The sequence below is a fragment of the Spirosoma pulveris genome (assembly GCF_054781875.1).
This window is the reverse complement of sequence record NZ_BAAGTO010000012.1, coordinates 69,901-95,246: the sequence shown is the minus strand read 5'-3', so window position 1 is coordinate 95,246 and position 25,346 is coordinate 69,901. Positions and strand designations below refer to the sequence as shown.

Below are 25,346 nucleotides of genomic sequence, written 5' to 3'. Positions count from 1 at the left end.
AGTTGTGCACCTCTCTGGCGATTAAAAAGAGTTAACGGTTCGGATAAGAAAAATGTAAATAACTCCCATCAACGTGAGCCTCTGAAATAGATGACGAAAGTTAAATAGGTGCTGGATGATCAGACAACTTGTTTTTTTTATTCTGTTCACCAACAAAAGAAAGACGTTCTAGTTCATGAGTGTGATAACTCAAACGTTCACATGTAATTCATACACTATGCGTATGTTCTCCAAACATCTTTTCACTGCGCTTTTAGGAGTCGCTATTTTCTCTTCATGCAGCCGTCCGGTAGCGTATTTTCAGCCAAGCGCCCGTGAACATTTTACAAAGGTTTCATCAACTGCTGCGCCCGTGGCTGCTTCTGAACAGGCTGCTCCCGCTACTGAAAGCATCACCTCTAATCAGCCCGTAGTAACGCCCGCCCAACAGGTTGTGCAGACCAACACCGCAATCGATCAGGTCGATGCGCTGGTGCGGAATGATAGCAAATTAAGTGCTGACAAAACAGTTCAAAAGCGCCTGAACCGCGTGCGGACGTTGCTGGCTTCTACATCAGCTAAAGCAACTGCGTCGCCTGAGGTAACCAATGCACCGAAAAAAATGAATCTGATGGAGCGGATGATGCTCAAGAAGATGAACAAAAAAATCAGCAAACAACTGGCTCCTGCCAATCCTGATCAAACCATGTCGAGCCGGGGTACGCTAGCTGCAGGTGCTGTGCTGGTCATCATTGGATTGCTGCTGCTGGTGCTAACCTCGGGTACGGCATCGACAATTGGTCTGGTAGCTGTTTTGGTCGGTGCGGTGATCCTGCTGATCGGGTTATTATAAGGGCCGGGAAGCCACAGCCAAAATTTTCGTCAATCTCTTAACAAACGAACTCAGTTGAAGTTGTTAGGAATGTTATTTCAATCATCCATTTTTTAAACCATACTTTATGAACACGTTGTCTAAGCATCTTTTTGCTGCTCTTTTAGGAACAGCTATTTTATCATCCTGCAGCCGCCCAGTGGCTTATTTCCAACCAAGTGCGCGTGAAAGTTTTAAGTCGGCCCAACCTGAAATGGCTGTGGCTTCTACACCTGCTGACGTTGCTCAGCCCGAAGTATCGCCTGTAGCCGTTTCTATGGCAGCCCCCGCTGCGTCGGTTAATGAGCAGCTTGCCCAAACCAAAGAGGCCGTAAAGCAGGTCGACGCTTATGTTCGGAATGATAATAAACTGGCTTCGAACAAAAAGTTGGCAAAACGTATGGAGCGGTTAAATGAGATGTTGGCAACGACAACGACGAAAGCAACTGTCGCCACGAACGCGGCTTCAACCAAAAAGATGTCCCTGATGGAGCGTACCATGCTCAAGAAAATGGACAAAAAGATCAAAAACCATGTTGCCCCCGATCAGACAAAGGCGATGAACAGCAACGTACGGCTGGGTATCATCATTGGTATTGTCGGTTTGCTGTTGCTCATTCTGGGCGGTGGCAGCGTACTTGGTGTAATCGGCGGTATCGGTTTTGTGGTTGGTCTGGTGCTGGTTCTGCTTGGCGTCATCAATTCATAAGTAATTCTTATCAACTGGAATGAGCCAATCCCCCTTGTTTTGTCTCATCCATGGCCACGGCGTAGATGCTTCCATTTGGGAGGGTATCTACGCCGATTTGGCTTTGGACTTTCGGATGAGTAAGCCAGACTTTTCCCGGCTTACTCACCTCACTACCATTGAGGCTTATGCCGATGCCCTTTACGACCAACTGGCGTTGACCGATGGCCAAAAAGTCATTCTGGCAGGTCATTCGATGGGCGGTTACACGGCTCTTGCCTTTGCTGAAAAGCATCCGGATCGGGTGCAGGGGCTGGTTTTGTACCATTCGACCGCTACCGCCGACGACGAGGCCAAACGACAAGCTCGCCAGCAGGTTATTCGGGAGTTGCAGACTACCGGAACGCAACCGTTTATTCATAAACAAATGGCGAAAATGGTGGCTCCGTCCTATGCACCGGAACGGATAGAAGCACTGGAGAACCAGTTCAAAGATCTGCCTGCCGAAGCGCTTATTGCCGGTATGAAGGCCATTGCCGGCCGACCCGACCGGACGACTGTTTTGCGCAATGTCAATTTTCCTGTTTTGCTCGTGCTGGGCCGGGACGATCAGATTATACCTTATGAAAAAACAGCACAGCTTACCGAACTGTCCAGCCGAATCAAGTTAGCCACCATTGAACAGGCCGGCCATTTGAGCATGGTTGAGCAACCAATCAAATCGACGGAAATTCTTCGGGCGTTTGCTGCACAATTTTAACGGATTGGCGTGATCGAGTTTAAGCAGGAAGCTGATTTAGCTTCCTTTTCATGTTTTAAGCCCTTTTTAAGTCGATTATCCGTAAACTTGCACCTCATTTATAGGAACGTAAGGGGCAGCATTCGTTGTCCGATCAGTTTATATCGTCAAGAGAATGGCAGAGCTGTTTAATGTTTATCCGCTATACGACATTGAGCCCGTTAAAGCGAAGGGGAGCTACCTTTGGGATACCCACGGCACCCGTTATCTGGACCTCTATGGTGGTCATGCAGTCATATCAGTTGGGCACACGCACCCGCGCTATGTGCAGGCATTGACCGATCAGCTGAACAAAATTTCGTTCTACTCTAACTCGGTCAAGATCCCGCTGCAACAGGAGCTAGCGGATAAACTGGGCGCTCTGTCCGATCATCCGGATTACGCTTTATTTTTATGCAATTCCGGAGCTGAGGCTAACGAAAATGCGCTGAAACTGGCCTCGTTTCATAACGGGCGGACTAAAGTGGTAGCGTTTACCAAGTCGTTTCATGGTCGCACCGCCGGTGCCGTAGCCGCTACTGATAATCCGGCAATTGTTGCTCCAGTCAATTATAACCAGCACGTTACGTTTCTACCATACAATGATGTAGAAGCCGCCCGAACAGGTATTGCGACCGATACTTGCGCCGTAATTATTGAAGGTATTCAGGGCGTTGGGGGAATACAGGTAGCAACCGATGAATTTCTTCAGGCACTCCGCCAACGGTGCGACGAGACAGGTACGGTACTCATTCTGGACGGCGTTCAGTGCGGGTATGGCCGGTCGGGGAAGTTCTTCTCACACCAGTTCAGCGGTATTGAAGCCGATATTATCTCGATGGCGAAAGGTATGGGCAATGGATTTCCGATTGGAGGTATTCTCATCTCGCCCAAGTTTAAGGCGAGTTATGGCTTGCTCGGAACAACCTTTGGTGGCAATCACCTGGCTTGTACGGCGGCCATCGCCGTGCTGGACATCATGAAAGAGGAGGGCCTGATGGAAAATGCGACGAAGATGGGCAACTATCTCATGGACGGTATCCGTCTGGTTGGGGGCTATAAAGAACTGCGGGGACGGGGACTGATGATCGGAATCGAGTATGACTATCCGGTCGATGTACTGCGGAAAACACTTTTGTTCGAACACAAACAGTTTACGGGCGTGGCGGGTAAAACGATCATCCGATTGCTGCCATCACTGGCTATTGGTGTCGATGAGGCCGACCAGTTTCTGGAAGCGCTGGCTCTGGAAACAAAACAGACAGTTTAGTTTAAATCGAAGGAAACGATCAATTGCCTAACGAGTACCAATGACCAATTTTCTCTCCCTTGCTGACGTCGCGGATATCGACGCACTCATCCAATCTGGTCTTGCTGCCAAAGCCAATCCATTTGCCGACCAGCATCTTGGTAAAAACAAAACGATTGGCCTAATCTTCTTTAATTCCAGTTTGCGTACGCGGTTAAGCACGCAGAAAGCAGCCCAGAACCTCGGCATGAACGTGATGATCATGAACGTTGGGCAGGATAGCTGGGGGCTGGAGATGGAAGAGGGTGTGCTGATGAACGGCGATAAAGCCGAGCACGTTCGGGAAGCAGCCGCTGTGATGGGCCGCTACTGCAATATCATTGGTATCCGGGCCTTTGCTGAACTGAAAGATCGCGAGAAAGACTACCGGGAGCAGGTTATGCACCAGTTTGCGAAGTATGCTAAGGTACCCATCGTAAACCTGGAATCGGCTACGCGCCACCCCCTTCAGTCGCTGGCCGATTGCATCACCATTGAAGAAGCGAAGACTGTGGCCCGGCCCAAGGTAGTCCTTACGTGGCTGCCTCACTTCAAGCCGTTACCGCAGGCGGTTGCCAACTCCTTCTGCGAATGGATGAACGCCCGTGCAAACGCCGGTCATATTGAATTTATCATAACACATCCCGAAGGGTACGAACTGGCTCCCGAATTTGCGGGTAATGCCCACGTAACCTATAACCAGAGCGAAGCCTTTGCCGGAGCCGACTTCATTTACGGAAAAAACTGGTCATCCTACACGCACTACGGGCAAGTTCTGACACAAGACCCCTCCTGGGCGGTAACGATGGAAGACTTACACCTAACGAACAACGGTAAGTTTATGCACTGCCTGCCGGTTCGGCGCAACCTGAAAGTAGCGGATGCTGTACTGGATGGGCCACAATCGTTGGTTATTGAGCAGGCGGCTAACCGCGAATGGTCGGCTCAGGCGGTGTTAAAGGAAATTCTGACGTATAATGGATAAACTTACAGTTATAAAAATCGGGGGAAACGTCATTGATGACGCTGCTGCCCTGAAACGATTCCTGACTGCCTTTGCCAGGATACCCACGGCCAAACTTCTCATTCATGGTGGTGGAAAAGTAGCTACGCAGGTTGCGGAGAAACTGGGGATTCAAACGACCATGGTTGAGGGGCGTCGTATTACTGACCAGCCCATGCTGGAGGTGGTGACGATGGTTTATGGGGGACTGGTCAATAAGCAGATTGTAGCCAAACTTCAGGCACTGGAGGTGAATGCGATTGGGATGACGGGCGCCGATGCCGGAACGGTACTGGCTAAAAAGCGGCCCGTTAAGGATATTGATTATGGTATGGTAGGTGATATTGAGGAAGTCGATTCGGGCCAGATCCAGTTTTTCCTGCGCCAGAACCTGACGCCCGTTTTTGCGCCCATCACGTACAATAGTGCAGGAGACTTGTTAAATACAAATGCCGATACGATGGCCTCCGCCATTGCTGTTGACATGGCCCGCCATAACGAGGTAACGCTGGTCTATTGCTTTGAGAAGAAAGGCGTGCTGAAAGATCCTGAGGATGATAACAGCGTGATCCACGAGTTAACTCCAGCACTTTATGCCGAATACAAGGCTGGTGGTGCCATTAATAAAGGAATGATTCCGAAGTTGGACAACGCGTTTAAAGCCCTGGAGAACGGTGTTTCCAGAGTGATTATCTGTCACGCAGATGAAGTAGCCGAAGCCGTTAGACAGGGCGCCGGTACCGTTTTAGTTAAGTGAGTGGAGTTGGTGGCGTAAGTGTGTAAACTCACTTCACTTACGCCACTAATTTACTTTTCTGCCAGTAGGTGAACGACCCGCCGGATGCCCATAAAACGGCGCTGATAGTAACTGGCATGCAGGTAATCATATCGTACTCCTCCGTTCCAGGCAGAGTGAATAAACTTTATACGGTCGCCTACTACTTCAGTAATCAGACCAACATGACCAATACGTTTTGCGGATGCACTATGCCCTTTGAAGAGAATCAAATCGCCGGGTTGGGCTGATTGTTTGTCAATAGGCGTGCCTATATGGCCTTGAGCGGCACTGGAGTGGGGGAGGGAAAGCCCGAATTTATTATAGCAAAAGCGAGTGAAACCTGAACAGTCAAACCCTTTTGTTGTCGTGCCACCCGAACGGTATCGAATGGAAAGGTGATCTTTGGCGAAACTAATTACATTTTTAACGAGTGGAATCTGGTCGTAGAAGTTTTCTCCAGTAGACGTTACGGTGGGTACGTCGGTAAGATCTTGCGTTACGGTGGGTACAGTTTGCGCTTTAACAAGGCCAAACGAGGCCATATAAACTACTGCCAGGAGCACTTTTTTCGTCATAATGTTGAGGTTAAAGGGGGATCACATGTCATAAAAGTAGCAAAAGCTCTACGTTCTACCTACCCGTTGAGGAGCATTTTCTACACTCTCTGCTTAATAGACTATGCCAAACTTTAAAAGTCACTGATAGTAAGATATTTGTGGCATATGAAAATTGTGTGAAATTTATTTTACTCTATGTTCATACTAGAGAGAAACCGCTTTTCTCATATGAGAAAAGCGGTTTAACACGCACAACCCAATTGAGGACTGTTCATATTAAACCGCTTTTGATACAGATGCTAATCGTTCAGGCTCAGAACCAGCCTGCTCCAACGATACGGAATGGCCAGGGAATAGACGCCAGAATAAGAAGTAAACCCAAGCCATAAAAAATACCGATCAGCCGTTGTTTGGTAACCGCATCCGTTGCCCGTTTTGACCGGGAATAGCCAATGGTTACGAGTATAATGGCAATGAGCATTCCGGCGGTGTGCTCGACACTGTAGAAACGATACAGTTTCTCACTCAGCATACTGAAATTTACTTTCGGGCTAATGAATAAGAGCACCAGACCCAGCAGCAGTTGCGTGTGTACTGCAATGAGGGTAAACAGGTACAGTTTACGATTGCCGTCGGTATAACCACTACGTCCCTGCCATTTGCCAATGGCAACGATCACAGCCACTAAAAGTAGGAGAAGAGCTATCCAGCGAAGCCCCGAGTGGGCATGTACTAATCCAGAATACATAACTTGGTTGATTTAACAGGTAAATTGATTTGCTTGGCAAATAAACAACCAAATCAGGACTTTTAACCGAAGCCGGTCGACGGTTTCTGACAACACTCAAACCAATTTACCGTATATATTGGTTGTGGGGTTACGATGATACTCTATAATACGACCTACAGCGTGGCCGAAGAAGTTGCCGAAGATTGGCTTCGATGGATGAAACGCTTCTTTCTGCCAGCCGCCATGGCTACCGAGTTGCCAACTGGTTACCGAACGCTCCGACTCCTTACCGAACTCGACAATGGGGGGGTAACCTTTTCGATCCAGTTGGACTTTAGCACCCGGACCGATTACGAAATCTACCTCGAATTACACGCCGATACCCTTCGCCAGCGGATAAAACATCGTTTCGGTAACCAGTTCATCTCTTTCGACACCCTGCTTGAAGAAGCTTAGAAAGAAGTTTGATGTAGCCTGTGCACCGTTGATACATCCTATATCATATATCGTTTCTCTTCCTCCGTTTGTCGACGGTCAGCAGGAAGGCGGGGAGGAGGATCAGGTTGGAGGCCATGCCCATCAGCAAGGTAATGGATACCAGAATACCCAGGGCTACGGTGCCTTGAAAGGTCGATGCAGCAAAAATGGCAAAACCTGCAAACAGAATCATGGCGGTATAGAACATGCTGATGCCCGTGTAGCGAATCGTTTCCGAAACGGCCCGGTCTAATGTCATTTTCTGGTTCCGCAACTCATCCCGGTACTTGGTGATGAAATAGATGGTGCCATCCGATGAGATACCAAAGGCAATACTGAAGATGAGAATCGTGGACGGCTTCAGATGAATCCCGCAGAACCCCATAATCCCGGCCGTCACAATCAAGGGCACCACGCTCGGTAATATGGCGATCAGGCTTAGCCGAACGTCGCGCAGGAGGATGATGAGGATTATGGAAACCAGCAAAATCGCCAGTACTGTGCTCTCGGCCAGGTTTTTCAGCAAATAGTCGTTGCCCCTTGTAAAGACGACACTGTTGCCGGTAATATGTACGTCGTACTCCTCGTTAGCGGCAACCCGCTTTCCCGTTGCCCGATCTATATTGAAAATAGAGTCGGCTTTGGGCTGTAACTCCTTTAGTAACTGGGTAGTGCGCACCGTACCCACGTCGGGCATCTGGAAACTCACGCGGGTGTAACGATAGGTACTGTCGAGATAGGCTTTGAACGCCAGCCCTCCGCCCGCGTTTTTGGCTCCTTTCAACTGAGGAGCGTAACTGGCCAGCTGGTTGAGTTCAAGTGCACCGGGGAGTGCATAATATTTTGGGTCGCCACCCCGGTAGGCCTGATACAGAAACTTAACCGCTTCGACCAGCGAAAGGGGCCGCGTGAACTCACCGTATTTGTTGAACTCACGCTCAAGCAGCTTTATTTTGGTCAGGGTCTGGGGCGTTAGGACCCGCCCCGCACGTTTGGTGTCGATGCTGACCTCAAAAGGCATTACGCCTTTAAAACGGCTCTCGATAAACTTCAAATCTGTATAGATAGGGTCATTCTTGGGTAAGTCATCGACAATGAAGCCAATCGGGTTTATCTGGAGTGCCCCCACTATGGATATGCCCGTTAAAACCCCAATGAACGTATAGATGGCTGTTCGGCGGGTGCGTACCAAATGGTCTACCCAGGTCAGGAAACCACTCACCTGTTTACGCTCCAGGTGGCCGCGCTGTTTGGGTGATGGCGTTTTGAGGTAGCTGAAAATAATAGGCGTCAGGATGAGCGATACCACATAAGTCGTCATGATGCCAAAGGCCGACACCAGACCAAACTGAACCAGAAGGGGGCTTCCGGTGAAGTAAAAGACAAAAAAACCGATACTGGTGGTAATGTTTGCGAAGAAAGTCGTTTCGCCTACCTTCTCAGTTGCGATCATTAGGGCTTCGTGCTGACTTCGGTGCCGATTTAGTTCCTCGTGGTAGCGGTTAAGCAGGAAAATGACGTTGGGAACGCCAATGACAATAATCAACGGGGGGATCAGGCCCGTGAGCAGGGTAATATCGTACCCTAACAGGACAATGTAGCCCGTAGCCCAAATTACACCTACGCCCACCACTGCCAGCGCCGACAACACAACGGTGAACGAACGGAAAAAATAGAACAGAATCAGGGCCGTAACCAGAAACGCCAGTCCCAGAAACAGGAACATTTCTTTACTAACCTTGGCCGTAAATTCGGTTCGAATGTAGGGCATCCCCGACATGTGTACCGTACCGTCGGAAGGGGAGGCCAGTGAACTGACCAGCTGGTGCTGGTGGCCAAACGAATCTGCAACGGCTTCGACGCGCCTGACAAGCGAAATCCGGTTTTTAGTGTTGACTACTTTCTGATCGAAGGTAATAGCCATCAGATACGCCCGACCACTACTATCGGTTACCAGACCCCGGTAAAAGGGTAGGTTGGTAATGCGGGTCTTCAGACTATCGAGACTGGATTGGGTCGTGAGTGGTCCCGAAATAAGCGGACGAACGCGGAACGTATGTGCCGAATCGTCGCGGGTGACGCCGACGAGATTGGCGTTTGAAACGACATCTTTAATGCCTTCAATTTGACGGATTTTCTTCCCCAGCGCATACCAGTCATTGAAGAAACCAAGCTGGTACATACTGTCGGTTTCGATGGCGAGTACCATAACACTGCCATCCTGGCCAAAGCGCGACTTGAAGGCTTCGTAACGTTGATAATCGGGGTCTGTGACGGGCAGGATCTTGGCCAATTCGTACGATAACTTGACCTTGCCGGCCTGATACCCCATGAAGACTGTGCCCAGGAGCACAGCAACTAATAAAGCAATCCTATTTTTTACTATAAACGATGCGATACGGTGCCAAATCATACCTGAATGAACGCGAAATAAGTCTGCAAGGTACGTAAAAACGGTGGTGTACGACGAACGCTTCATCGTTTGGGTCAGCAGAATACAATTAGAATAGGTAAGACAGACATAGTACAGGCATACGTTAACCTAAACATCTATACGCAGCAGCCGGTAAGTAAAGCAGAGAAGTATGTGTAGAAACCAGCCAGATAAAAAAGTCAATGTGAGTAATTGTGTTACAGGCTGAAATCGACTAAAATTTTAAACAACTGTAGTTGATTTTGTTGATTAACATACTTGAGGTTATGTAAAATTGCTTTCGTATGTAGCAACATTAATCCATAATTCGTATGGTAAAATGAAGTTTTAGTTGGATAAAAATTTGTCGCGAATAAGGTAGCCGTTAATAGACGTGCAAATCCTTCCGTAAATCCAAACAAAAGAGTCTATAAGTCGATTATAGTAACAGACCTTGTGGTATTTATAAATTCGCTAACAAAACAACCATGACAACTCATACGCACCGCACCGGGAACTTACCTTACCGGAACTCTGAACAACGTGATTTGGACGCATCAGTATGGGGCCACAATCCTAAGAACGTAGCGTTTATTGGTGACTACCTTCCCCGCCAATGCGGCATTGCTACCTTCACTTCCGATCTCTACCAATCGTATAACTCATTCATTCCTAATTCCCGTGCCTTAGTCGTATCCGTTAACGATACACCGGAGGGCTACGACTATCCATCGGAAGTTCGCTACGATTTTTACCAGCATGATCAGCCTGCCTACCGCAAAGCTGCCGAATTTCTGAATTCCAAAGATGTAGACGTCGTCTGCCTTCAACATGAATACGGCATTTACGGAGGTTCGGCAGGAAATTATATTCTTACGCTGCTTCGGAACCTTACAATGCCCATTGTAACCACATTTCATACCATTCTTAAAGACCCTAATGAAGATCAATTGCTGGTGCTGAAAAGCATTGCCGATTTGTCGTCCCGGGTGGTGTGTATGTCGGAAAAGGGCCGCGACTTTCTGATTAATATCTATGAAATACCGGAAGAAAAAATTGATCTGATTCCGCATGGTATTCCCGATATGCCTTTTGTTGATCCCCATTTTTTTAAGGATAAATTTGGTATGGAAGGCAAACAAACGTTACTGACGTTTGGTCTGCTTTCGCCTAACAAGGGCATCGAAAATGTGATTCGGGCGCTGCCCCGTATTGTTGAGCAGTACCCGAATGTGGTGTATATGGTGCTAGGCGCCACACACCCTAATCTGCTTAAGCACGAAGGAGAAGTCTACCGCGACAGCCTGAAAAAGCTGGCCAGCGACTGCGGAGTCCGCGATCACATCCGGTTCTACAACCAGTTCGTTGAACTGGACGGTCTGCTCGAGTACCTGGGAGCCGCCGATATATACATCACGCCTTACCTCAATCCAGCCCAAATTACATCGGGCACTCTTTCATATGCCTTTGGCTGCGGAAAAGCAGTTGTATCAACGCCCTACTGGCATGCAGAAGAGCTGCTGGCCGACGGACGAGGTGTTCTAGTTCCTTTTGGTGACTCAGATGCTATCGCCACTGAGATCATTAATCTGCTGACCGATGAGTCAACGCGCCACCAGATGCGTAAAAAAGCGTATCTGATGGGCCGTGAGATGATCTGGGAGCGGGCCATTCATGCCTATGCCAGTTCCTTTGCCCACGCTCGCCAGGAGCGCATGAGTACGTTCAACAACCAAGCTTTATACACGATGGGGTCCAACAGCAGTGCTGCTTTCAAATTACCGACCCTGCGTCTCGATCACCTGTTTCGTCTGACCGATTCAACCGGTATTGTTCAGCACGCCCGGCATCACCTGCCTTTTTACGAAGAAGGCTATTGCACAGATGATAACGCTCGTGCACTTATTCTGGCACTGACCATCAACACCGCCGGGTTGAGTGACCCAAAACTGGCAAAAGCAGCCGATAATTACTGCGCGTTCATCAACCATGCTTACACTGACGAACATCGCCGTTTCCGTAACTTCATGAGTTATGACCGGCGCTGGCTCGAAGAGTTCGGCTCCGATGACAGCACCGGGCGTACTATTTGGGCCTTGGGTACATGCATTGGACAATCATCCGACCGCAATACGGTTACCTGGGCCATGAGCCTGTTCGAAAAAGTATTGCCAACGGTGGTGTCGATGTCGTCGCCCCGCTCGTGGGCCTTCGCGCTGCTAGGTATCTATGAGTATCAGAAGAAATTCAACGACGACCGGCTGGCCAAAACCATCGAGCGTCAGTTGCTTGACAAACTTACGTTCCGCTACACCGAAACAGCAACGGAAGAATGGCCTTGGTTCGAAAATACGCTTTCGTATGATAACGCCGTACTGGCTCACGTACTGATTCGATCGGGCGATGTACACCTGGCCAATATTGGCCTGAATTCACTGAAATGGCTGGTCAGTTTGCAGACGTCGACACACGGTCATTTCCAGCCAATTGGCTCCAACGGTTTTTACACCAAAGGGCAACCCCGTGCCTTTTTCGATCAGCAGCCTCTCGAAGCCCAGAGTACGGTTTCGGCCTGTCTGGCTGCTTTTGCGGTCACGGGTGAAGACGAATGGCATCGGACGGCCATCCGGATATTTAAGTGGTTCTCAGGGTTTAACGATCTGGGACTGCCATTATACGACCAGCAGACGGGTGGCTGCCGTGATGGATTGCACATCGACCGGGTAAACCAGAACCAAGGTGCAGAATCGACGCTGTCGTACCTGCTTGCCCTGGCTGAATTGTATACCGTCCAGAAGCAGCGTCCGGATACAAAGGCTGTCAATGTGAGTATGCCTGTACCCGCATTAATGAACGGGTAATCATAAGCCGGGATAATAAGTTAGTAATTGATTAAGTTGTACAGGAGTAAGTACCTTATAAAATTGGTTTATGAGGTATTTACTCTTGTACAGCTTTGTACCTGCCTTACCTACTAACGTTTTAAAACTGATGAGTATAAAAGCCATTCGTACGGGTATCGTTCTCCGGCCAGACCCCACCCGTGTATTGTTTCGCCCTTTCGATTTAGGCAGCACGACCCGAACGCTGAAGATTGTGGCCAGGGTGGGCAGTATGACGGATGAAGAGGCTACCCAGAAGCTCGATGAAGTGATTCGGGAATTTGGTGGACGTCATTATAAACTTGAACGCTTTCTGCTCAATCGTTTTGAACAGATCAAAGCGCACCTGCTCACCGATGAGCCGCTCACGGAAGAGCGAAGGTTGCTGCTGGGCGCCTATTTTACGATGGAATACTCGCTCGAATCGGCGGCTTTGTTTAACCCATCCATGATCTGGCACCCCGATCAGACCAATGTACCACCGGGCTATAAACGGTTTATCCTGAGTTTGCGGGCGACGGGCGAAGGCCACGTATCGTCTATTTCGTTTCGGATGGGGTATATCGACGAGGCCTGCAAAATTGTGCTGCGGCAGCCGTCCCGTTATGTAACATCGCCCGAAATAGTCCCGAACCATCGCTTCAACCGGGCACAGTTTGAGCGTAAATTGTATGAACTGCGGCTGGAAAACAGTATTCAGGAAAAAATGATGCTGGGCCTGGGCGAGGAGTTTGCCTTGTCTGAACTCGATGCGCAGATTAAACGCGTACTGGCGCAGTTTCGGTACAATGCCGAATACGAAACCATCGCGAGCGGATTGCTGGCTCTGGCAAAATCGAACTATGAAATTCATTTCGATGACGACCAGAGTCTCGATGAGCGGTGCATTTTTCCAACCTCGCCCAACGAAACGAATGGTATTGAAGATGCCCGTTTTGTGCAGTTTACTGACGACGATGGCCAGGTAACGTACTACGCCACCTACACGGCTTACAATGGCCGGGTTACATTTCCGCAATTGCTGGAAACGAAAGACTTTACGCATTTCAGCGTAAGTACACTCAACGGAGCCGAGGTGTCCAACAAAGGAATGGCGTTGTTCCCACGAAAGATCAACGGACGATACGCCATGATTTCCCGTCAGGACGGCGAAAATATCTATCTCATGTACTCCGATGATCTGTATTTCTGGCAGACAAAAGAACTCATTCTCAAACCAACGTTCCATTGGGAGTACGTGCAGTTGGGCAACTGCGGGTCGCCCATCGAAACCGAAGCGGGTTGGCTGGTGCTTAGTCATGGCGTTGGTCCGATGCGGAAGTATGCCATTGGCGCATTCCTGCTCGATCTGAACGACCCTTGTAAAGTCATTGGCCGTACCAGCGAACCTATTTTGAGCCCCGATGAAAACGAGCGCGAAGGGTACGTGCCAAACGTCGTGTACAGTTGCGGTGGTCTCGTAAACAATGGCGAGTTGATTATACCCTACGCCATGGCCGACTACGCCAGCAGCTTTGCAACCGTAAATGTAGCCGAACTCCTGGCTGAACTGACCGGACAGAGCAAAACAGAAGCCGTATCTGCTGAGGTGGTTAACTAACATAACCGACAATAAAAAAGGCCCGACTACATTCGTAGTCGGGCCTTTTTTATTGTCGGCGTCAGTCTATTTCAGCGTAATCACTTCATTGATTACCCGATCTCCGCCGGCTCCGGCATATTTGTAGCTAAGCGTAAATGCGTGCGTGGCGGGATCATACTTATTTACGCCAAACTGAACAGTAGCGGCACTGGCAGTTCCTTTGGGCGTAATCGTGACCGTATTATCCGCATTTACTTTTAACCACATCTGAGCCGCATCGCCCAAATCGGCATATTCCGTCTGAACCGTCGTTCCGTTAATCGTCGATAAGGTTTTATCCCGATTAATAGCCCGGATACCCGCAGTCGGGTGATTAAACGTACCCACTGATCGATAATCGCCATCGTACTGATTTTTTATTTTCAGTACGATAATTTTTATCCCAAAATTACTGCTCACCGTAACGTTATTCGTGGCACTGGTAATCTTCAGCGGCAACGCATACTCGGCATCATTGTACGCCGTTGGGTCCGGTACTTTGTCAACTCCCGAGAAAAACGAGAGGTTGATCGGTGCCAGTCGGGTACCAGCTTTGACAGTGGCCGTCAGCGACGAAACCTGATACAGCGTGGCGGGCAGCAGCGTATACGCTGTTTCATTCGCCTTATTATATGCGTCCAGCGTGGCCTGATCGATTGAGAGCGAAACCGTCACATCCTGCGTAGGTGGATTGGGCGACGCAATATTAACATCGAAGCTGTAGTTGGTCGGGGCTGTCTGTATTTGTAATCCCTGATTATCTTCAATGCCGTAAAAGGCCGATGATGGAATTTCAGCTACTGCGCCTACATTCTGAAAATCGGTAAAATGTTCGTCGTCGTTCAAGCAGCCGGTCATGCTGACCGCCAGTCCGCTCACAACGAGACTATACAAAAGTTTTTTCATGATTATCAATGATTAGTCTAACCGGATACGCCTGTATCCAGTTAGCGTGTATGGATTATTTTACCCAGAAAATCTTTGTGGTAAACTGATTTACATCGCCCTGCGTCTTTACGACTCCGCTGTTGTAGTTGTATTCACTTTGCGGGTAGAGCAACCGAACAGGAATCTGCTTGACCGAGGTGCTTGGGTCCTGCGAAATAGGGACTGCCGGTACGCCAAGCCGCCGGTAATCCGACCAGGCTTCGAACGGTGACCAACCATTGAGCGAAGCCCACTTCTGCGTGACAATAAGGGAAATCTTGTCGGTCGCCGAATCCCAGCCAACATTGGCAGTAGTCTGTGAATAATAGGTCGAAGCATCGGCGGTTGTCAGGCCCAGGTTCACGAACGACTCCGTGATCGCCTGTTGATAGAGGCCTTTTGGATCACCGTCAATCCAGGTGCGTTGAGCCGCTTCGGCTTGTATGAAGAAGGCCTCGTGCGAAGTCAGAATGTAGGCTGGCTGACTGACATTGTTCAGCAATCCAGGCCCAATGCTCGACACCTGGCTATTGACCAAAGGCGCTATCGTTCCGAAGAACGTGCCATTGTAAGTGGTACCAGAAACGGGGTTATAGAACCGGGAAATACGAGGATCATTGGTATTCTGATAAAAATTAATCCCGTATTTATTACCCCGGTAAATGTTATTGGCCTCAATAGGCTGTCCATTTACCTGATACCCGTACGTTCCGTAGAACGGATTTTGCTGCCCGGCCGAGTTTGCATAGCCAGGGTTGACAGCCGCATTTTCGCCACTTTTCAGAAAGCCATAACCCGATGCTTTAATCGTGGCTAACTGTGTCTGAATGAACGCCTGGCGATCTGCTTTTTCGGACTGACGTAGCAGCATCCGCAGCTTCAGTGTATTCGCGAACCGACGCCATTTGGCAATGTCACCCTTAAACATGATGTCATTCGTCCCCGGATTCAAGACAGTGCCACCCTGTGCTGCTAGTTTATCCGCATCATTAAACAACGTCAGTGCCGCATCAATCTGCTTGAACAGGTCTTCATAAACGGCTGTGGCATTGTCGTATGTAGGCTGAGCAGTAGCTAACCCTTGCAGGGCTTGTGTGTATGGAATGTTGCCGTATGTGTCTACGAGTACCTGAAAATGTAAGGCCTTCATAATCTTGGCCATACCCTGTAATAGCGGTTGACCCAACGTTGCACCCTGTTTATCGATGTAATCGTAATTTTTCAGAATGATGTACGCATTGTCCCAGATACCCGTATTGAAGCCTGTCGTAAATTGGTAATTTTTATCCGATGTGCCGATGGAGTAATTACCACTCCAGTTCCAGTAGCCCATCCACAGGTTTAAAAACGTAAAACTGGTCGAGAAATAAGAGCCTGACGAGCTGAGGGCAGCAGGCAGTACCAGTACCGGCGTAGCAGCCGTTACCTGGTTAGGATTATTATTGATGTCGAGGTAGTCTTTCTGGCAACCGGCTAAAATGGTCATCGTTGCCACCATTACCCCAATCGTAAGTCTTTTGACGTTCATGATTTCTGTTGATTAGCGTATATCTTAAAAACCAACGCTCAGGCGGAAACCGTACTGGCGGGTTGGAGGTGTCTGGTATTCGTTCGTAGCACCCTGCGCATTACTGTTATCCAGTGAAAACTCAGGATCGGTGAACACGTTCGTCTTCGGACGTAGCATCAGCAGGTTACGGCCCGTTACACCAATAGTCACCGACCGGATAAACTTGATATTGCTGAATAAATTTGTCGGGAAATTGTAGCTCAGTGCCACTTCACGAAGTTTCCAGAATGCGGCACTTGTTACATAGCTCGAAACGGCGTTGTGATATCCCGAATTCGTCCAGAATTCCAGATTGCCGTCGCGGGTCGATATAGTCGAGTTGGGGGCAAATGTGCTCGAACCATCGGGATTCGTGGTGGCTACCACCGAATTTGGGTAAACGAAGTTTTGCCGACCGTTATACGTTGAGCGGATACCGGCGCCCGTAAATTCAAGGGCGTTGCCCAACTGGTTGTAGATCACGTTTCCGCCCCGATATTCAACCAGCGCGTTTAAAGTCAGCCCCTTGAACGCAAAGGTATTGTTGAAGCCAAACCGGTATTTGGGTTGGGTATTGCCCAGATACTTGATGTTCGCATCCAGAATTGGGTAACCAGTTGACGGATTAATGATCGGGCGACCGACAAATTGACCCGTTGGGTCATAGTAGGCCGCGTTGGCATCGGTATTCTGCACTCGGGCGATATCTGTTCCGTAAAGAGCTGGATAGGTATAACCAACGGCAGCATACACACTGGAGGCTGCGCCCGGCGTATACGGATTATAGATGCTGCTGCCCAGCGGAATATTGATTTTGTCCAGGTCGCCATAAACCGACGTCACCTTGTTATTAATATAAGTGAAGTTCGTATTGACATTCCAGGTGAATCCACCCGTATTTACAATTGGACGAAGCGTTTTTAATTCGATTTCAAGCCCATTATTCAACATGGAGCCTGTATTGATCAAGGCGCTGCCGAAGCCCGTTGCACGCGAAACCTGGATGGGAACCGTCTGATTGGTCGTCTCCATGGAGTAGTACACCACTTCTGCGTTTATCCGGTCGAACAAACCAAATTCAACGCCAATCTCTTTGTTCGTCGTAAATTCCGGCTTTAGGTTCGGATCGTTTTGCTGGGTGCTTTGTGAGAATCCAGGCTGACTGCCGAAGGGAAATCCACTGCCGGGGTTAAAGACATTCTGCAGCTGATAAGGCCCTACGCTAATGTTACCGGCTCTGGCAATGCCACCACGAAGTTTAAGATACGTCAAGGCATTGCCACCTTTTAAAGCGGGAAGTGCTTCGGTCAGAATAACCGAGGCATTCACGCCGGGGTAGAAGTAAGACCGGTTGCCGGGCGCCAGCAGCGATGTGTTGTCATACCGCCCGGTGGCGTTGATGAAGGCAAAATTGCGGAAGCCAGCCGTGAAATCGTAGAAATAACCCAGCAGACGGCTTTGGAAAGAGCCTTCACTGGCGGCAACATTACCCAGTCGGTTGGCAATATTGTAGGTGCCTGGCACTACCAGCGATGTGGCGGCAGTTGTAACAAAACGGGAATTGTCAACCCGCGCCTGCTGACCTAAGATCAACTTGGTTGTGAAGTCGCCGAAAGTGGGCGCAATTGTTACCAGCAGATCGCCCGTAAAACGTGTCGAAGTAACACTGCCATCGCCAACGTTACCGTTTACCTGCTTTATTGACGACGCGATATTGCCGGCACTCCAGGGGTCGCCCAACGCATAACTGCTAAACGAAACAGCCGCCAGGTGAGATTTAGATTGCGAATTGGCAACCTGACCACTCACCCGATACGTAACGCTAAGCCAATCCTTGAACGCATATCCTACATCGGCTGTACCCTGAATGGAATATTTGTTGGTAATCGCCCGCGAATTGTCGCCGGTTACCTGCCACCATGGGTTTGGGTAGTAGGCGTTAAAGAAACCATTTACATCGCCATACGGTGAGTTGATGTCCTTAATGCGTGGGTCGGTAAGTGGCGCATGTGCGGGTTGGTTCAGCAGGTTCCAGTAAACGGGGCGGCCCTGTCCAAAATCGCCATTCTCTTTGTTCGTATTTTCGTACGTAAACTGCATCTTGGCATTGGCCGTGAACCGATCAACTGTACGCCCGCCGTTTACGGTGAAGTTGGTCCGATTGTATTTGTCGTTCGGCACAATCCCTTTCTGGTCGACGCGCTGTACACTCAGTCCAAAATAGTTTTGGCCATCACCCACGCGATAGGCTAAATCGTGCTGCTGGGTAACGCCCGTGTTAAAAAACGCACGGCGGGGGTCCTTACCTGTCGATGAATAAGGTACTTTCAGGGTGTCGAGTCGAATGGACCCATCCGGATTAAAAATCTGAACACCATAGCCTAATGGCTGAATCGACCCGTTATAAGCCGGACCGAACTGCTGGTTCTCGAAAGGAACGTAGAGTCGCTGCCCGTTTGCATCCAGAAAAGGTGCACCCTCACCTCCGTTTGAGCCATACAGGCGTTGTAGATCCGGCATGTAAGATACACTTTCTAACTGGGTGTTATTGGTGTAGGAAATCTGGGGCTTATTATTCAGGGTACCTCGTTTGGTTGTAATTACCAATACCCCGTTTGCTGCGTCGGACCCGTAGAGTGCTGCCGCGCTGGGTCCTTTCAGAACAGAACTACTTTCGACATCGTTGGGGTTAATTGCCGACAGGTAGCTAACATCGGTCAGCGCACCATCGACCACCAGAAGCGCCTGATTATTGCCCAGGAACGATCGGTTACCGCGGATGGTGATCCGTGGATTGGCACCCACACCATTGTTAACCGAATTGATTTGCAGACCGGCCACTTTTCCCGTTAAGCCATTCGCAATGTTTACCGGGGCGGCCTGGTTGATCAGTGTGCTGTTGACCTTGGTTACTGATGTCCCGATTTCCCGTTCGTTGCGACGTATACCGAAGCTCGTGACCACTACTTCATTCAGGGTAGAGGCATCCGCAGCTAACACTATGTTGATGGCAGTCCGATTACCCACGGCCACATCCTGCGGTTTAAACCCAACAAACGAAAAGGTCAATGTTGTAGCGGGCCCAACGTTGATTTGATAAGCACCGTTGGCATCGGTTGTTGTACCACGGGTCGTTCCTTTAACGACAACACTCACACCCGGCAATGCCGAACCATCATCTGACGAGGTTACCCGGCCTGTTATAGCTACTTCCTGTGCCAGCGCAGGCAGGCAGAATAGCAGCAACAGAAAACAGCTTCCTATTAGAGCTTTTTTCATAAAAGTTGATGATAAATAAGTTAAGAAAAGAAAATGCCCCAACGAAGGGGTAAAAGAATCTACAATTTCCTTGAGAATATTGAGAATACCATAACTTAAAACGCTAATAGTTAGTGTTTTAATTTTGTTTTAATATCCTAAATAGTGAGGCAAATTTCTTAAAGATTTAGTATATATACTCTGGTAATTATTTCAGTAAATACTTAATTAATACATGAGTAATTGGTTTATTATATTCCCTTTGGTTAAAAAGAGTGTGTAGTAATTTCTTATTATCTAAACTATCCAAATTATATTTTTATTAATAGTAATTAACCTCGCTTTAAATAGTGTGGAGAAGTACTCAATTAATAGTCGAAATTTGGGTAAATTATCGGTCAAATATCCCTGCGTTAAACAAGGGTGAATAAATTTGTTTTTAGGTATAAGTAGCTGATTAATAAATGTTTATAAAATAATTATCAAGCTGAAATCCATATGCACTGAGTTTTTTTAATTGTTTTTAGATTGTTGTTAAAATAGCATTAATAGAATTTAATTATCGCGTTTCATAATAAGGGGGGATTTTATACTGACTGCTCCTAAAAAAAACTAAAATAGAAAAATATTATTCTGAAAAAACGTAATACAACCTCTCTGGAAAATTGTGAACAGACCATCTAAAACTATTTGTTTTAACATATTTTTAATAATTTTGGGCAAAGTGTAGTTTCGATTTTCACTTCTTAACTTAAATTATGTTCTATGCGTAAATTTCTATTGACACAGTTTATGCTGTGTTCATTCGCACTTCCATTGCTGGCTCAGGATGTAGCTATTAGTGGGAAGGTCACCTCGTCGGAAGATGGCTCAGTACTTCCCGGCGTCAATATCACAGTAAAAGGAACGTCTCGCGGCACCAGCACAAATGCTGAGGGAACATTTCAGCTCAATGCTCCAGCCAACTCAAGGCTGGTATTTAGTTTTATAGGCTTCACAACACAGGAAATTGCCATTGGCAACCGCACAAACATCAGTGTTAATCTGGCTCCCGATGCCTCCCAGCTTCAGGAGGTTGTTGTCACCGCCCTGGGTATATCCCGCGATAAAAAGGCGCTGAACTATGCCGTTCAGGACTTGAAAGCCGATAAACTAAACTTCGCCCGCGATCAGAACGTAGGAAATGCACTGGCTGGTAAAATTGCCGGTGTTCAGGTACTCGGCCAGTCGGGTGCCAAATTTGGTAACCCTAGTATTCGTATCCGGGGCGTTAACTCTCTTTCGGGTGGCGATCCACTTTACGTAGTTGATGGTACACCGACGGATATTAGCCAGGTGAACATGGATGATGTGGAGAACCTGACCGTTCTGAAAGGTCCTTCGGCAACTGCACTGTATGGTAACCGGGCTTCGGCGGGCGTTATCGTCATTACAACCAAGCGCGCTAAATCCGGAGAAACCCGTCTGGACATCAACCACAGTACAACGCTCGATATGGTGGCGCTGCTGCCTAAATACCAAAACGAATATGGTGGCGGGTACTCGCAGGAGTGGGAAACATTCCAGTTCGATCCATCTATTCATCCGGCGGCCTGGTCTTCGTTCAATGGTCAGAAAATTCTGGATTACTCGGCCGACGAAAGCTGGGGACCCCGGTTGGATGGCTCACCGCACCGGTCGGCATTCTCTTGGCAGCAAGGTCCCGAATTTGGTCAGCTAACGCCATTTTCGCCACAGCCTAATAACGTACGTGACTTCTTCGAAAAGCCGATCAGCAACAACACAAATATTGCTTTTTCGCGAGGAACGGATGCTTTTCAGAGCCGCATCTCGTATACACACATCATCAACAACGGTATCATTCCCAACTCGTCGCAGTCGCGGGATTATGTGAGTACAAAAAACTCGATCAAGTTTGCCGATAAACTGACGGCTAACCTGAATATCAACTATACGTCAACGAGCACAAAAAATCAGCCAGCTGACCGCTATGGCTCGTCGGGTGGAACGGGGGTTAGTAACAATCTTTTCGGGGTTACTAACGCTACATTGAATGGATTCAACCAAACCATCGGGATGTTTAACCAGTGGTTTCAGCGTCAGTTGCGTATGGAAGATTTGCGTAACTACAAAAACCCGGACGGAACGTTCCGTAGCTGGAACATTGGTGGCCCGCTGGAACCCGCTCCTAAATACTGGGATAGCCCTTACACACAGGCGTATGAGAATACCAACACGAACCGCGGTGACAGGTTGTTTGGCGATATTGGCCTGACATACCAGTTTACACCAGCGCTGAAAGCATCGGCTACGGTACGCCGTGACCAGAGCGCCTATTATCAGCAGGGTCGGGTAGCGATTGGTACGTTGAATGAAGGTGGTTTGGGGGGCTTCTCTACCCTGACTTCCAACACCCGCGAGAACAACTACGAGTTATTGGTGAACTATAACGAGAACTTTAAAAATTTATCCGTAGTCGCCAACGCAGGGGGTAATATTCGTTATAACCGTACAGATGGCTTGTTCCAGGCTACGCAGGGCGGCTTGTCGGCACCGGGTTTTTACAACATTGCCGCTTCTATTAACCGACCTTTGGCAAATAACTACCTCTTTGAGCGTCAGGTAAACAGTGTATTCGGAAACGTAAGTCTTGGTTTCCGCGACTTTGTGTTTGTCGAAGCCTCGGTTCGTAATGACTGGTCGTCGACGTTACCCAAAGCGAACAATGCCTATCTGTATCCATCGGTATCGGCCGGCGTTATCCTGACCGAACTGTTGCCAAAGAGCAAGGTGTTGTCGTACGCTAAAGTTCGGGCAGGCTATGCCCAGGTGGGTACCGATGTTGGTCCGTATCAAACGGCTTTGGCATACACGGCGGGTCTGCCCTACGGCAACAGTTCAACCGCTTTCTTACCGGGTACATTGCCCAACGCGAGCCTGAAGCCCGGCCTTTCATCTTCTTACGAAGGCGGTATCGACCTGAAGTTCCTGAACAACCGGATCGGTGTAGAATTTACGGCATATCAGAATGACAACAAAAACCAGATCATTCCGCTACCGGTAGCGGCTACCAGTGGTTACACGAACGCCGTAGTGAATGCTGGACTGATTCGGACGTCGGGTCTGGAGCTGCACATCTATGCTAACCCGATCCGGTCGGCGTCTGGCTTCAACTGGGAGTTCGACATCAATGCGGATCGCAACCGCTCGCAGGTGATCGAACTGGCTAATGGCCTAACCAACTACCAGATCGACGGCCCACAGTGGCGTACCCTCACCCTGAACGCCCGTACAGGTACCGATGGCTCCCCCCGCGATTGGGGTACGCTGGTAGGACAGGGTATTCAGAAAGATGCCAACGGTCGTAACATGGTCTATGGCAGCGGCCCCAATGCCGGTCTCTATATCAAACAGGATAACGTTGAACTGGGCTCGGTACTGCCGAAGTTCAAGGGCGGCTGGTTGAACACCTTTAGTTACAAAAACGTAACCCTGCGCGTTAATACCGATTTCGTCGTTGGCGGTAAGTTCTTCTCGACCACCAAAATGTTTAATGCCGGCTCAGGACTGGCAGCAGAAACCGCCGGTCTAAACGAACTGGGCAAGCCACTGCGTGATGATCCGGCTACGGGTGGCGGTGTTTTGCTGGACGGCGTAACGGAAGATGGGAAGCAAAACACGACACGTGTCGATGCGCAGAATTTATATGAAGGCTGGTTGTTTGCCCTGAACGAGCGCTGGATCTACGACAAAACGTATGTAAAGCTGCGTGAAGTTGCATTTGGCTATAACCTGCCTAAGCAAATGCTGGGCAAGTGGCTGAAGTCGGCAAATATTTCATTGATTGCGCGTAATCCGCTGTTGATTTATAGCGCCGTTGGCGGTGGTATCGACATCTCAGAGTCAGAGACGATCTGGTACGAAGGTGGTCAGCTGCCTCCTGTTCGCTCGTTCGGCGTAAATGTTAGATTTGGCCTCTAAGTTGATGAGAAAAAGGTGTGGCTTCCCCATGAGATCAGTTTTAATCGATTACGAAGCCAGACTGTACTATCGACCTTACAAACGACTTACTAAACAATGAAAGGATACAAATATTTGCTTTTTACGGGCCTGTTGACTACAACACTTGCCTGTAATGATTTTGGGGACATAAACGTAAACCCCAACAGTGCCCTTTATCCCAACACCGCTAGTTTGATTACCGGAGCAGAGCGCACGGTAGGAACAATGAACGCGCAGGTTGGACCAGGTGGCTTTAACATCGCTCCTGCTTTGTATGTGCAGCAGTTCTCAGACGTTACGTACATTGAGGACTCGCGCTACAAGACCATTAACTTCAGTTACAATGGGCTGTATTCCGGACCACTGGTGAATCTTCAGGCCATCATCGACCAGAATACCAATGAAACGACGCGGGGTTTAGCAGCCAGCTACGGCTCTAATGGGAACCAGATTGCTATTGCACGGATTCTGAAGGCCTATGTGTTTCAGTATATTACTGACCGTTGGGGCGATGTGCCTTACACGCAGGCATTGAAAGCGAATCAGAACTTCTCGCCCGCTTTCGACAAGCAGCAGGATATTTATAACGACCTGTTTAAAGAGTGGAAAGAAGCGGCAGCCCAGTTTGATGGTGGAAAAGCGGTAAGTGGCGACATCATATTGGGCAGCAACGCTGCCCGCTGGAAGAAATTTGCCGCTTCCCTGCGGTTGATTGCTGCATTACGGTTGTCGAAAGTCGATCCTGCCAAGGGGAAAGCGGAGTTTGCAGCCGCTCTGGCTGATGGTGTACTGGCGTCGAACGCCGATAACGTACAGTATAAGTATCTGGCGGATGCCAACAATGAAAATCCGCTTTATACGAACTATGTACGGTCGAACCGGAAAGATTTCGCTCTGAGTACTACGTTCGTTAATTACCTGAAGCAGGTGAACGATCCTCGTTTGACCGCCTTTGCGGCCAAGAATCTGAAAGGCGAATATATAGGGGCTCCTTACGGCGTTTTCCCGGCACCAGGTAAAGCACAGGATTATTCCCTGGCAGGAGCTGCCATTAGTGCACAAACGGCTCCCGTTAACATCATGACCTATGCGCAGGTATTATTTGCGCAGGCAGAAGCTGCTAAGTTGGGCTGGATCACCGGTGATGCAAAAGCGTTGTATGAGTCGGCCATTAAAGCATCCATGCAGCAATGGTTAGGCACGTCGTATACAGATGCTGCTTTAGCGGCCTACATTGCTCAGCCAGCCGTTGCCTATTCCGATGCTAAAGCCATTGAGCTTATTGGCAATCAGCGTTGGATTGCCTTGTTCTTCCAGGGAACAGAAGCTTGGAATGAATGGCGCCGGACGGGTTTCCCAACCCTGAAACCAGCACCTACCACCCTGAACGGTGGAACGGAAATTCCGCGCCGGTTGGCTTACCCAACGACAGAAACGACCCTGAACGCTAAAAACTATGCTGATGTAATCGCCCGTCAGGGGAAAGATGATCAGTACACACGCGTTTGGTGGGATAAATAATGCATGGGTAATTAATCGTAGCAT

The 25,346-nt window shown here is 48.8% G+C and carries 17 protein-coding genes; 11 read left to right on the top strand and 6 right to left on the bottom strand.

Features of this window, described 5'->3' with window-relative positions:
* Positions 1–223: 223 nt before the first annotated feature.
* The 6 genes from ACYVJM_RS27145 (at position 224) to argB (ending at position 5,364) form a co-directional block, all read left to right on the top strand.
* The gene (locus tag ACYVJM_RS27145; RefSeq protein WP_461151366.1) at positions 224–832 is read left to right on the top strand and encodes a hypothetical protein; all 609 of its coding nucleotides are present in this window, start codon (positions 224–226) and stop codon (positions 830–832) included.
* 232 nt (positions 833–1,064) lie between these two features.
* Positions 1,065–1,559 carry a hypothetical protein gene (locus ACYVJM_RS27140; protein WP_461151365.1) on the top strand — a complete coding sequence of 165 codons (495 nt, stop codon included), beginning with the start codon at positions 1,065–1,067 and terminating at the stop codon, positions 1,557–1,559.
* Positions 1,560–1,578: 19 nt separating this feature from the next.
* Entirely contained in the window at positions 1,579–2,298 is a 720-nt protein-coding gene (locus tag ACYVJM_RS27135) for an alpha/beta fold hydrolase (protein ID WP_461151364.1), read from the top strand.
* Positions 2,299–2,452: 154 nt separating this feature from the next.
* Positions 2,453–3,586, top strand: a complete 1,134-nt coding sequence (locus ACYVJM_RS27130) for an aspartate aminotransferase family protein (protein ID WP_461151363.1) — start codon at positions 2,453–2,455, stop codon at positions 3,584–3,586.
* 40 nt (positions 3,587–3,626) lie between these two features.
* Positions 3,627–4,589 (top strand): N-acetylornithine carbamoyltransferase, encoded by a 963-nt coding sequence (locus tag ACYVJM_RS27125; RefSeq protein WP_461151362.1) that lies wholly within the window; start codon positions 3,627–3,629, stop codon positions 4,587–4,589.
* Positions 4,582–5,364: an acetylglutamate kinase gene (argB, locus tag ACYVJM_RS27120; protein WP_461151361.1), complete on the top strand. Its 783-nt coding sequence runs from the start codon at positions 4,582–4,584 to the stop codon at positions 5,362–5,364. Before ACYVJM_RS27125 ends, argB begins: the two co-directional genes overlap by 8 nt.
* A 50-nt stretch (positions 5,365–5,414) precedes the next feature.
* Here the strand turns inward: argB and ACYVJM_RS27115 are convergent, their stop codons facing one another.
* Together ACYVJM_RS27115 and ACYVJM_RS27110 are read right to left on the bottom strand one after the other, a co-directional pair.
* Positions 5,415–5,960, bottom strand: a complete 546-nt coding sequence (locus ACYVJM_RS27115) for a C40 family peptidase (RefSeq protein WP_461151360.1) — start codon at positions 5,958–5,960, stop codon at positions 5,415–5,417.
* A gap of 295 nt (positions 5,961–6,255) precedes the next feature.
* Positions 6,256–6,690: a cytochrome B gene (locus ACYVJM_RS27110; protein ID WP_461151359.1), complete on the bottom strand. Its 435-nt coding sequence runs from the start codon at positions 6,688–6,690 to the stop codon at positions 6,256–6,258.
* A 135-nt stretch (positions 6,691–6,825) separates the two neighbouring features.
* Here ACYVJM_RS27110 and ACYVJM_RS27105 point away from each other — a divergent pair, with 135 nt between their 5' ends.
* Complete coding sequence (locus tag ACYVJM_RS27105) at positions 6,826–7,128, top strand: DUF4286 family protein (RefSeq protein ID WP_461151358.1); 303 nt, start codon at positions 6,826–6,828, stop codon at positions 7,126–7,128.
* A gap of 43 nt (positions 7,129–7,171) precedes the next feature.
* Here ACYVJM_RS27105 and ACYVJM_RS27100 read toward each other — a convergent pair whose 3' ends face one another.
* The gene (locus ACYVJM_RS27100) at positions 7,172–9,481 is read right to left on the bottom strand and encodes an efflux RND transporter permease subunit (RefSeq protein ID WP_461151357.1); all 2,310 of its coding nucleotides are present in this window, start codon (positions 9,479–9,481) and stop codon (positions 7,172–7,174) included.
* A gap of 569 nt (positions 9,482–10,050) precedes the next feature.
* On the opposite strand from ACYVJM_RS27100, the gene ACYVJM_RS27095 reads away from it, so the two are divergent.
* On the top strand, positions 10,051–12,423 hold the full coding sequence (locus tag ACYVJM_RS27095; RefSeq protein ID WP_461151356.1) for a glycosyltransferase family 4 protein: 2,373 nt from the start codon (positions 10,051–10,053) through the stop codon (positions 12,421–12,423).
* 130 nt (positions 12,424–12,553) lie between these two features.
* Positions 12,554–14,044 (top strand): glycoside hydrolase family 130 protein, encoded by a 1,491-nt coding sequence (locus tag ACYVJM_RS27090; protein WP_461151355.1) that lies wholly within the window; start codon positions 12,554–12,556, stop codon positions 14,042–14,044.
* 66 nt (positions 14,045–14,110) lie between these two features.
* Here ACYVJM_RS27090 and ACYVJM_RS27085 read toward each other — a convergent pair whose 3' ends face one another.
* Genes ACYVJM_RS27085 through ACYVJM_RS27075 form a run of 3 tightly spaced genes read right to left on the bottom strand, consistent with a single transcriptional unit; the run spans position 14,111 to position 19,820 of the window.
* On the bottom strand, positions 14,111–14,971 hold the full coding sequence (locus ACYVJM_RS27085) for a BT_3987 domain-containing protein (protein WP_461151354.1): 861 nt from the start codon (positions 14,969–14,971) through the stop codon (positions 14,111–14,113).
* A gap of 55 nt (positions 14,972–15,026) precedes the next feature.
* Positions 15,027–16,520, bottom strand: a complete 1,494-nt coding sequence (locus ACYVJM_RS27080; RefSeq protein ID WP_461151353.1) for a SusD/RagB family nutrient-binding outer membrane lipoprotein — start codon at positions 16,518–16,520, stop codon at positions 15,027–15,029.
* A 24-nt stretch (positions 16,521–16,544) separates the two neighbouring features.
* Positions 16,545–19,820 (bottom strand): SusC/RagA family TonB-linked outer membrane protein, encoded by a 3,276-nt coding sequence (locus ACYVJM_RS27075; protein ID WP_461151352.1) that lies wholly within the window; start codon positions 19,818–19,820, stop codon positions 16,545–16,547.
* 744 nt (positions 19,821–20,564) lie between these two features.
* Here ACYVJM_RS27075 and ACYVJM_RS27070 point away from each other — a divergent pair.
* Together ACYVJM_RS27070 and ACYVJM_RS27065 are read left to right on the top strand one after the other, a co-directional pair.
* Positions 20,565–23,780: a SusC/RagA family TonB-linked outer membrane protein gene (locus ACYVJM_RS27070; protein WP_461151351.1), complete on the top strand. Its 3,216-nt coding sequence runs from the start codon at positions 20,565–20,567 to the stop codon at positions 23,778–23,780.
* 96 nt (positions 23,781–23,876) lie between these two features.
* Positions 23,877–25,322 carry a SusD/RagB family nutrient-binding outer membrane lipoprotein gene (locus ACYVJM_RS27065; protein ID WP_461151350.1) on the top strand — a complete coding sequence of 482 codons (1,446 nt, stop codon included), beginning with the start codon at positions 23,877–23,879 and terminating at the stop codon, positions 25,320–25,322.
* Positions 25,323–25,346: the final 24 nt, after the last annotated feature.

What these genes read in the sequence shown, in the direction of transcription:
- ACYVJM_RS27100 (WP_461151357.1), bottom strand. Translation starts at nt 9,481, where the DNA reads ATGGGGTATCAGGCCGGCAAGGTCAAGTTATCGTACGAATTGGCCAAG.
- ACYVJM_RS27065 (WP_461151350.1), top strand. Translation starts at nt 23,877, where the DNA reads ATGAAAGGATACAAATATTTGCTTTTTACGGGCCTGTTGACTACAACA.
- ACYVJM_RS27095 (WP_461151356.1), top strand. Translation starts at nt 10,051, where the DNA reads ATGACAACTCATACGCACCGCACCGGGAACTTACCTTACCGGAACTCT.
- ACYVJM_RS27115 (WP_461151360.1), bottom strand. Translation starts at nt 5,960, where the DNA reads ATGACGAAAAAAGTGCTCCTGGCAGTAGTTTATATGGCCTCGTTTGGC.
- ACYVJM_RS27110 (WP_461151359.1), bottom strand. Translation starts at nt 6,690, where the DNA reads ATGTATTCTGGATTAGTACATGCCCACTCGGGGCTTCGCTGGATAGCT.
- ACYVJM_RS27140 (WP_461151365.1), top strand. Translation starts at nt 1,065, where the DNA reads ATGGCTGTGGCTTCTACACCTGCTGACGTTGCTCAGCCCGAAGTATCG.
- ACYVJM_RS27090 (WP_461151355.1), top strand. Translation starts at nt 12,554, where the DNA reads ATGAGTATAAAAGCCATTCGTACGGGTATCGTTCTCCGGCCAGACCCC.
- ACYVJM_RS27135 (WP_461151364.1), top strand. Translation starts at nt 1,579, where the DNA reads ATGAGCCAATCCCCCTTGTTTTGTCTCATCCATGGCCACGGCGTAGAT.
- ACYVJM_RS27085 (WP_461151354.1), bottom strand. Translation starts at nt 14,971, where the DNA reads ATGAAAAAACTTTTGTATAGTCTCGTTGTGAGCGGACTGGCGGTCAGC.
- ACYVJM_RS27130 (WP_461151363.1), top strand. Translation starts at nt 2,453, where the DNA reads ATGGCAGAGCTGTTTAATGTTTATCCGCTATACGACATTGAGCCCGTT.
- argB (WP_461151361.1), top strand. Translation starts at nt 4,582, where the DNA reads ATGGATAAACTTACAGTTATAAAAATCGGGGGAAACGTCATTGATGAC.
- ACYVJM_RS27080 (WP_461151353.1), bottom strand. Translation starts at nt 16,520, where the DNA reads ATGAACGTCAAAAGACTTACGATTGGGGTAATGGTGGCAACGATGACC.
- ACYVJM_RS27125 (WP_461151362.1), top strand. Translation starts at nt 3,627, where the DNA reads ATGACCAATTTTCTCTCCCTTGCTGACGTCGCGGATATCGACGCACTC.
- ACYVJM_RS27075 (WP_461151352.1), bottom strand. Translation starts at nt 19,820, where the DNA reads ATGAAAAAAGCTCTAATAGGAAGCTGTTTTCTGTTGCTGCTATTCTGC.
- ACYVJM_RS27070 (WP_461151351.1), top strand. Translation starts at nt 20,565, where the DNA reads ATGCGTAAATTTCTATTGACACAGTTTATGCTGTGTTCATTCGCACTT.
- ACYVJM_RS27145 (WP_461151366.1), top strand. Translation starts at nt 224, where the DNA reads ATGTTCTCCAAACATCTTTTCACTGCGCTTTTAGGAGTCGCTATTTTC.
- ACYVJM_RS27105 (WP_461151358.1), top strand. Translation starts at nt 6,826, where the DNA reads ATGATACTCTATAATACGACCTACAGCGTGGCCGAAGAAGTTGCCGAA.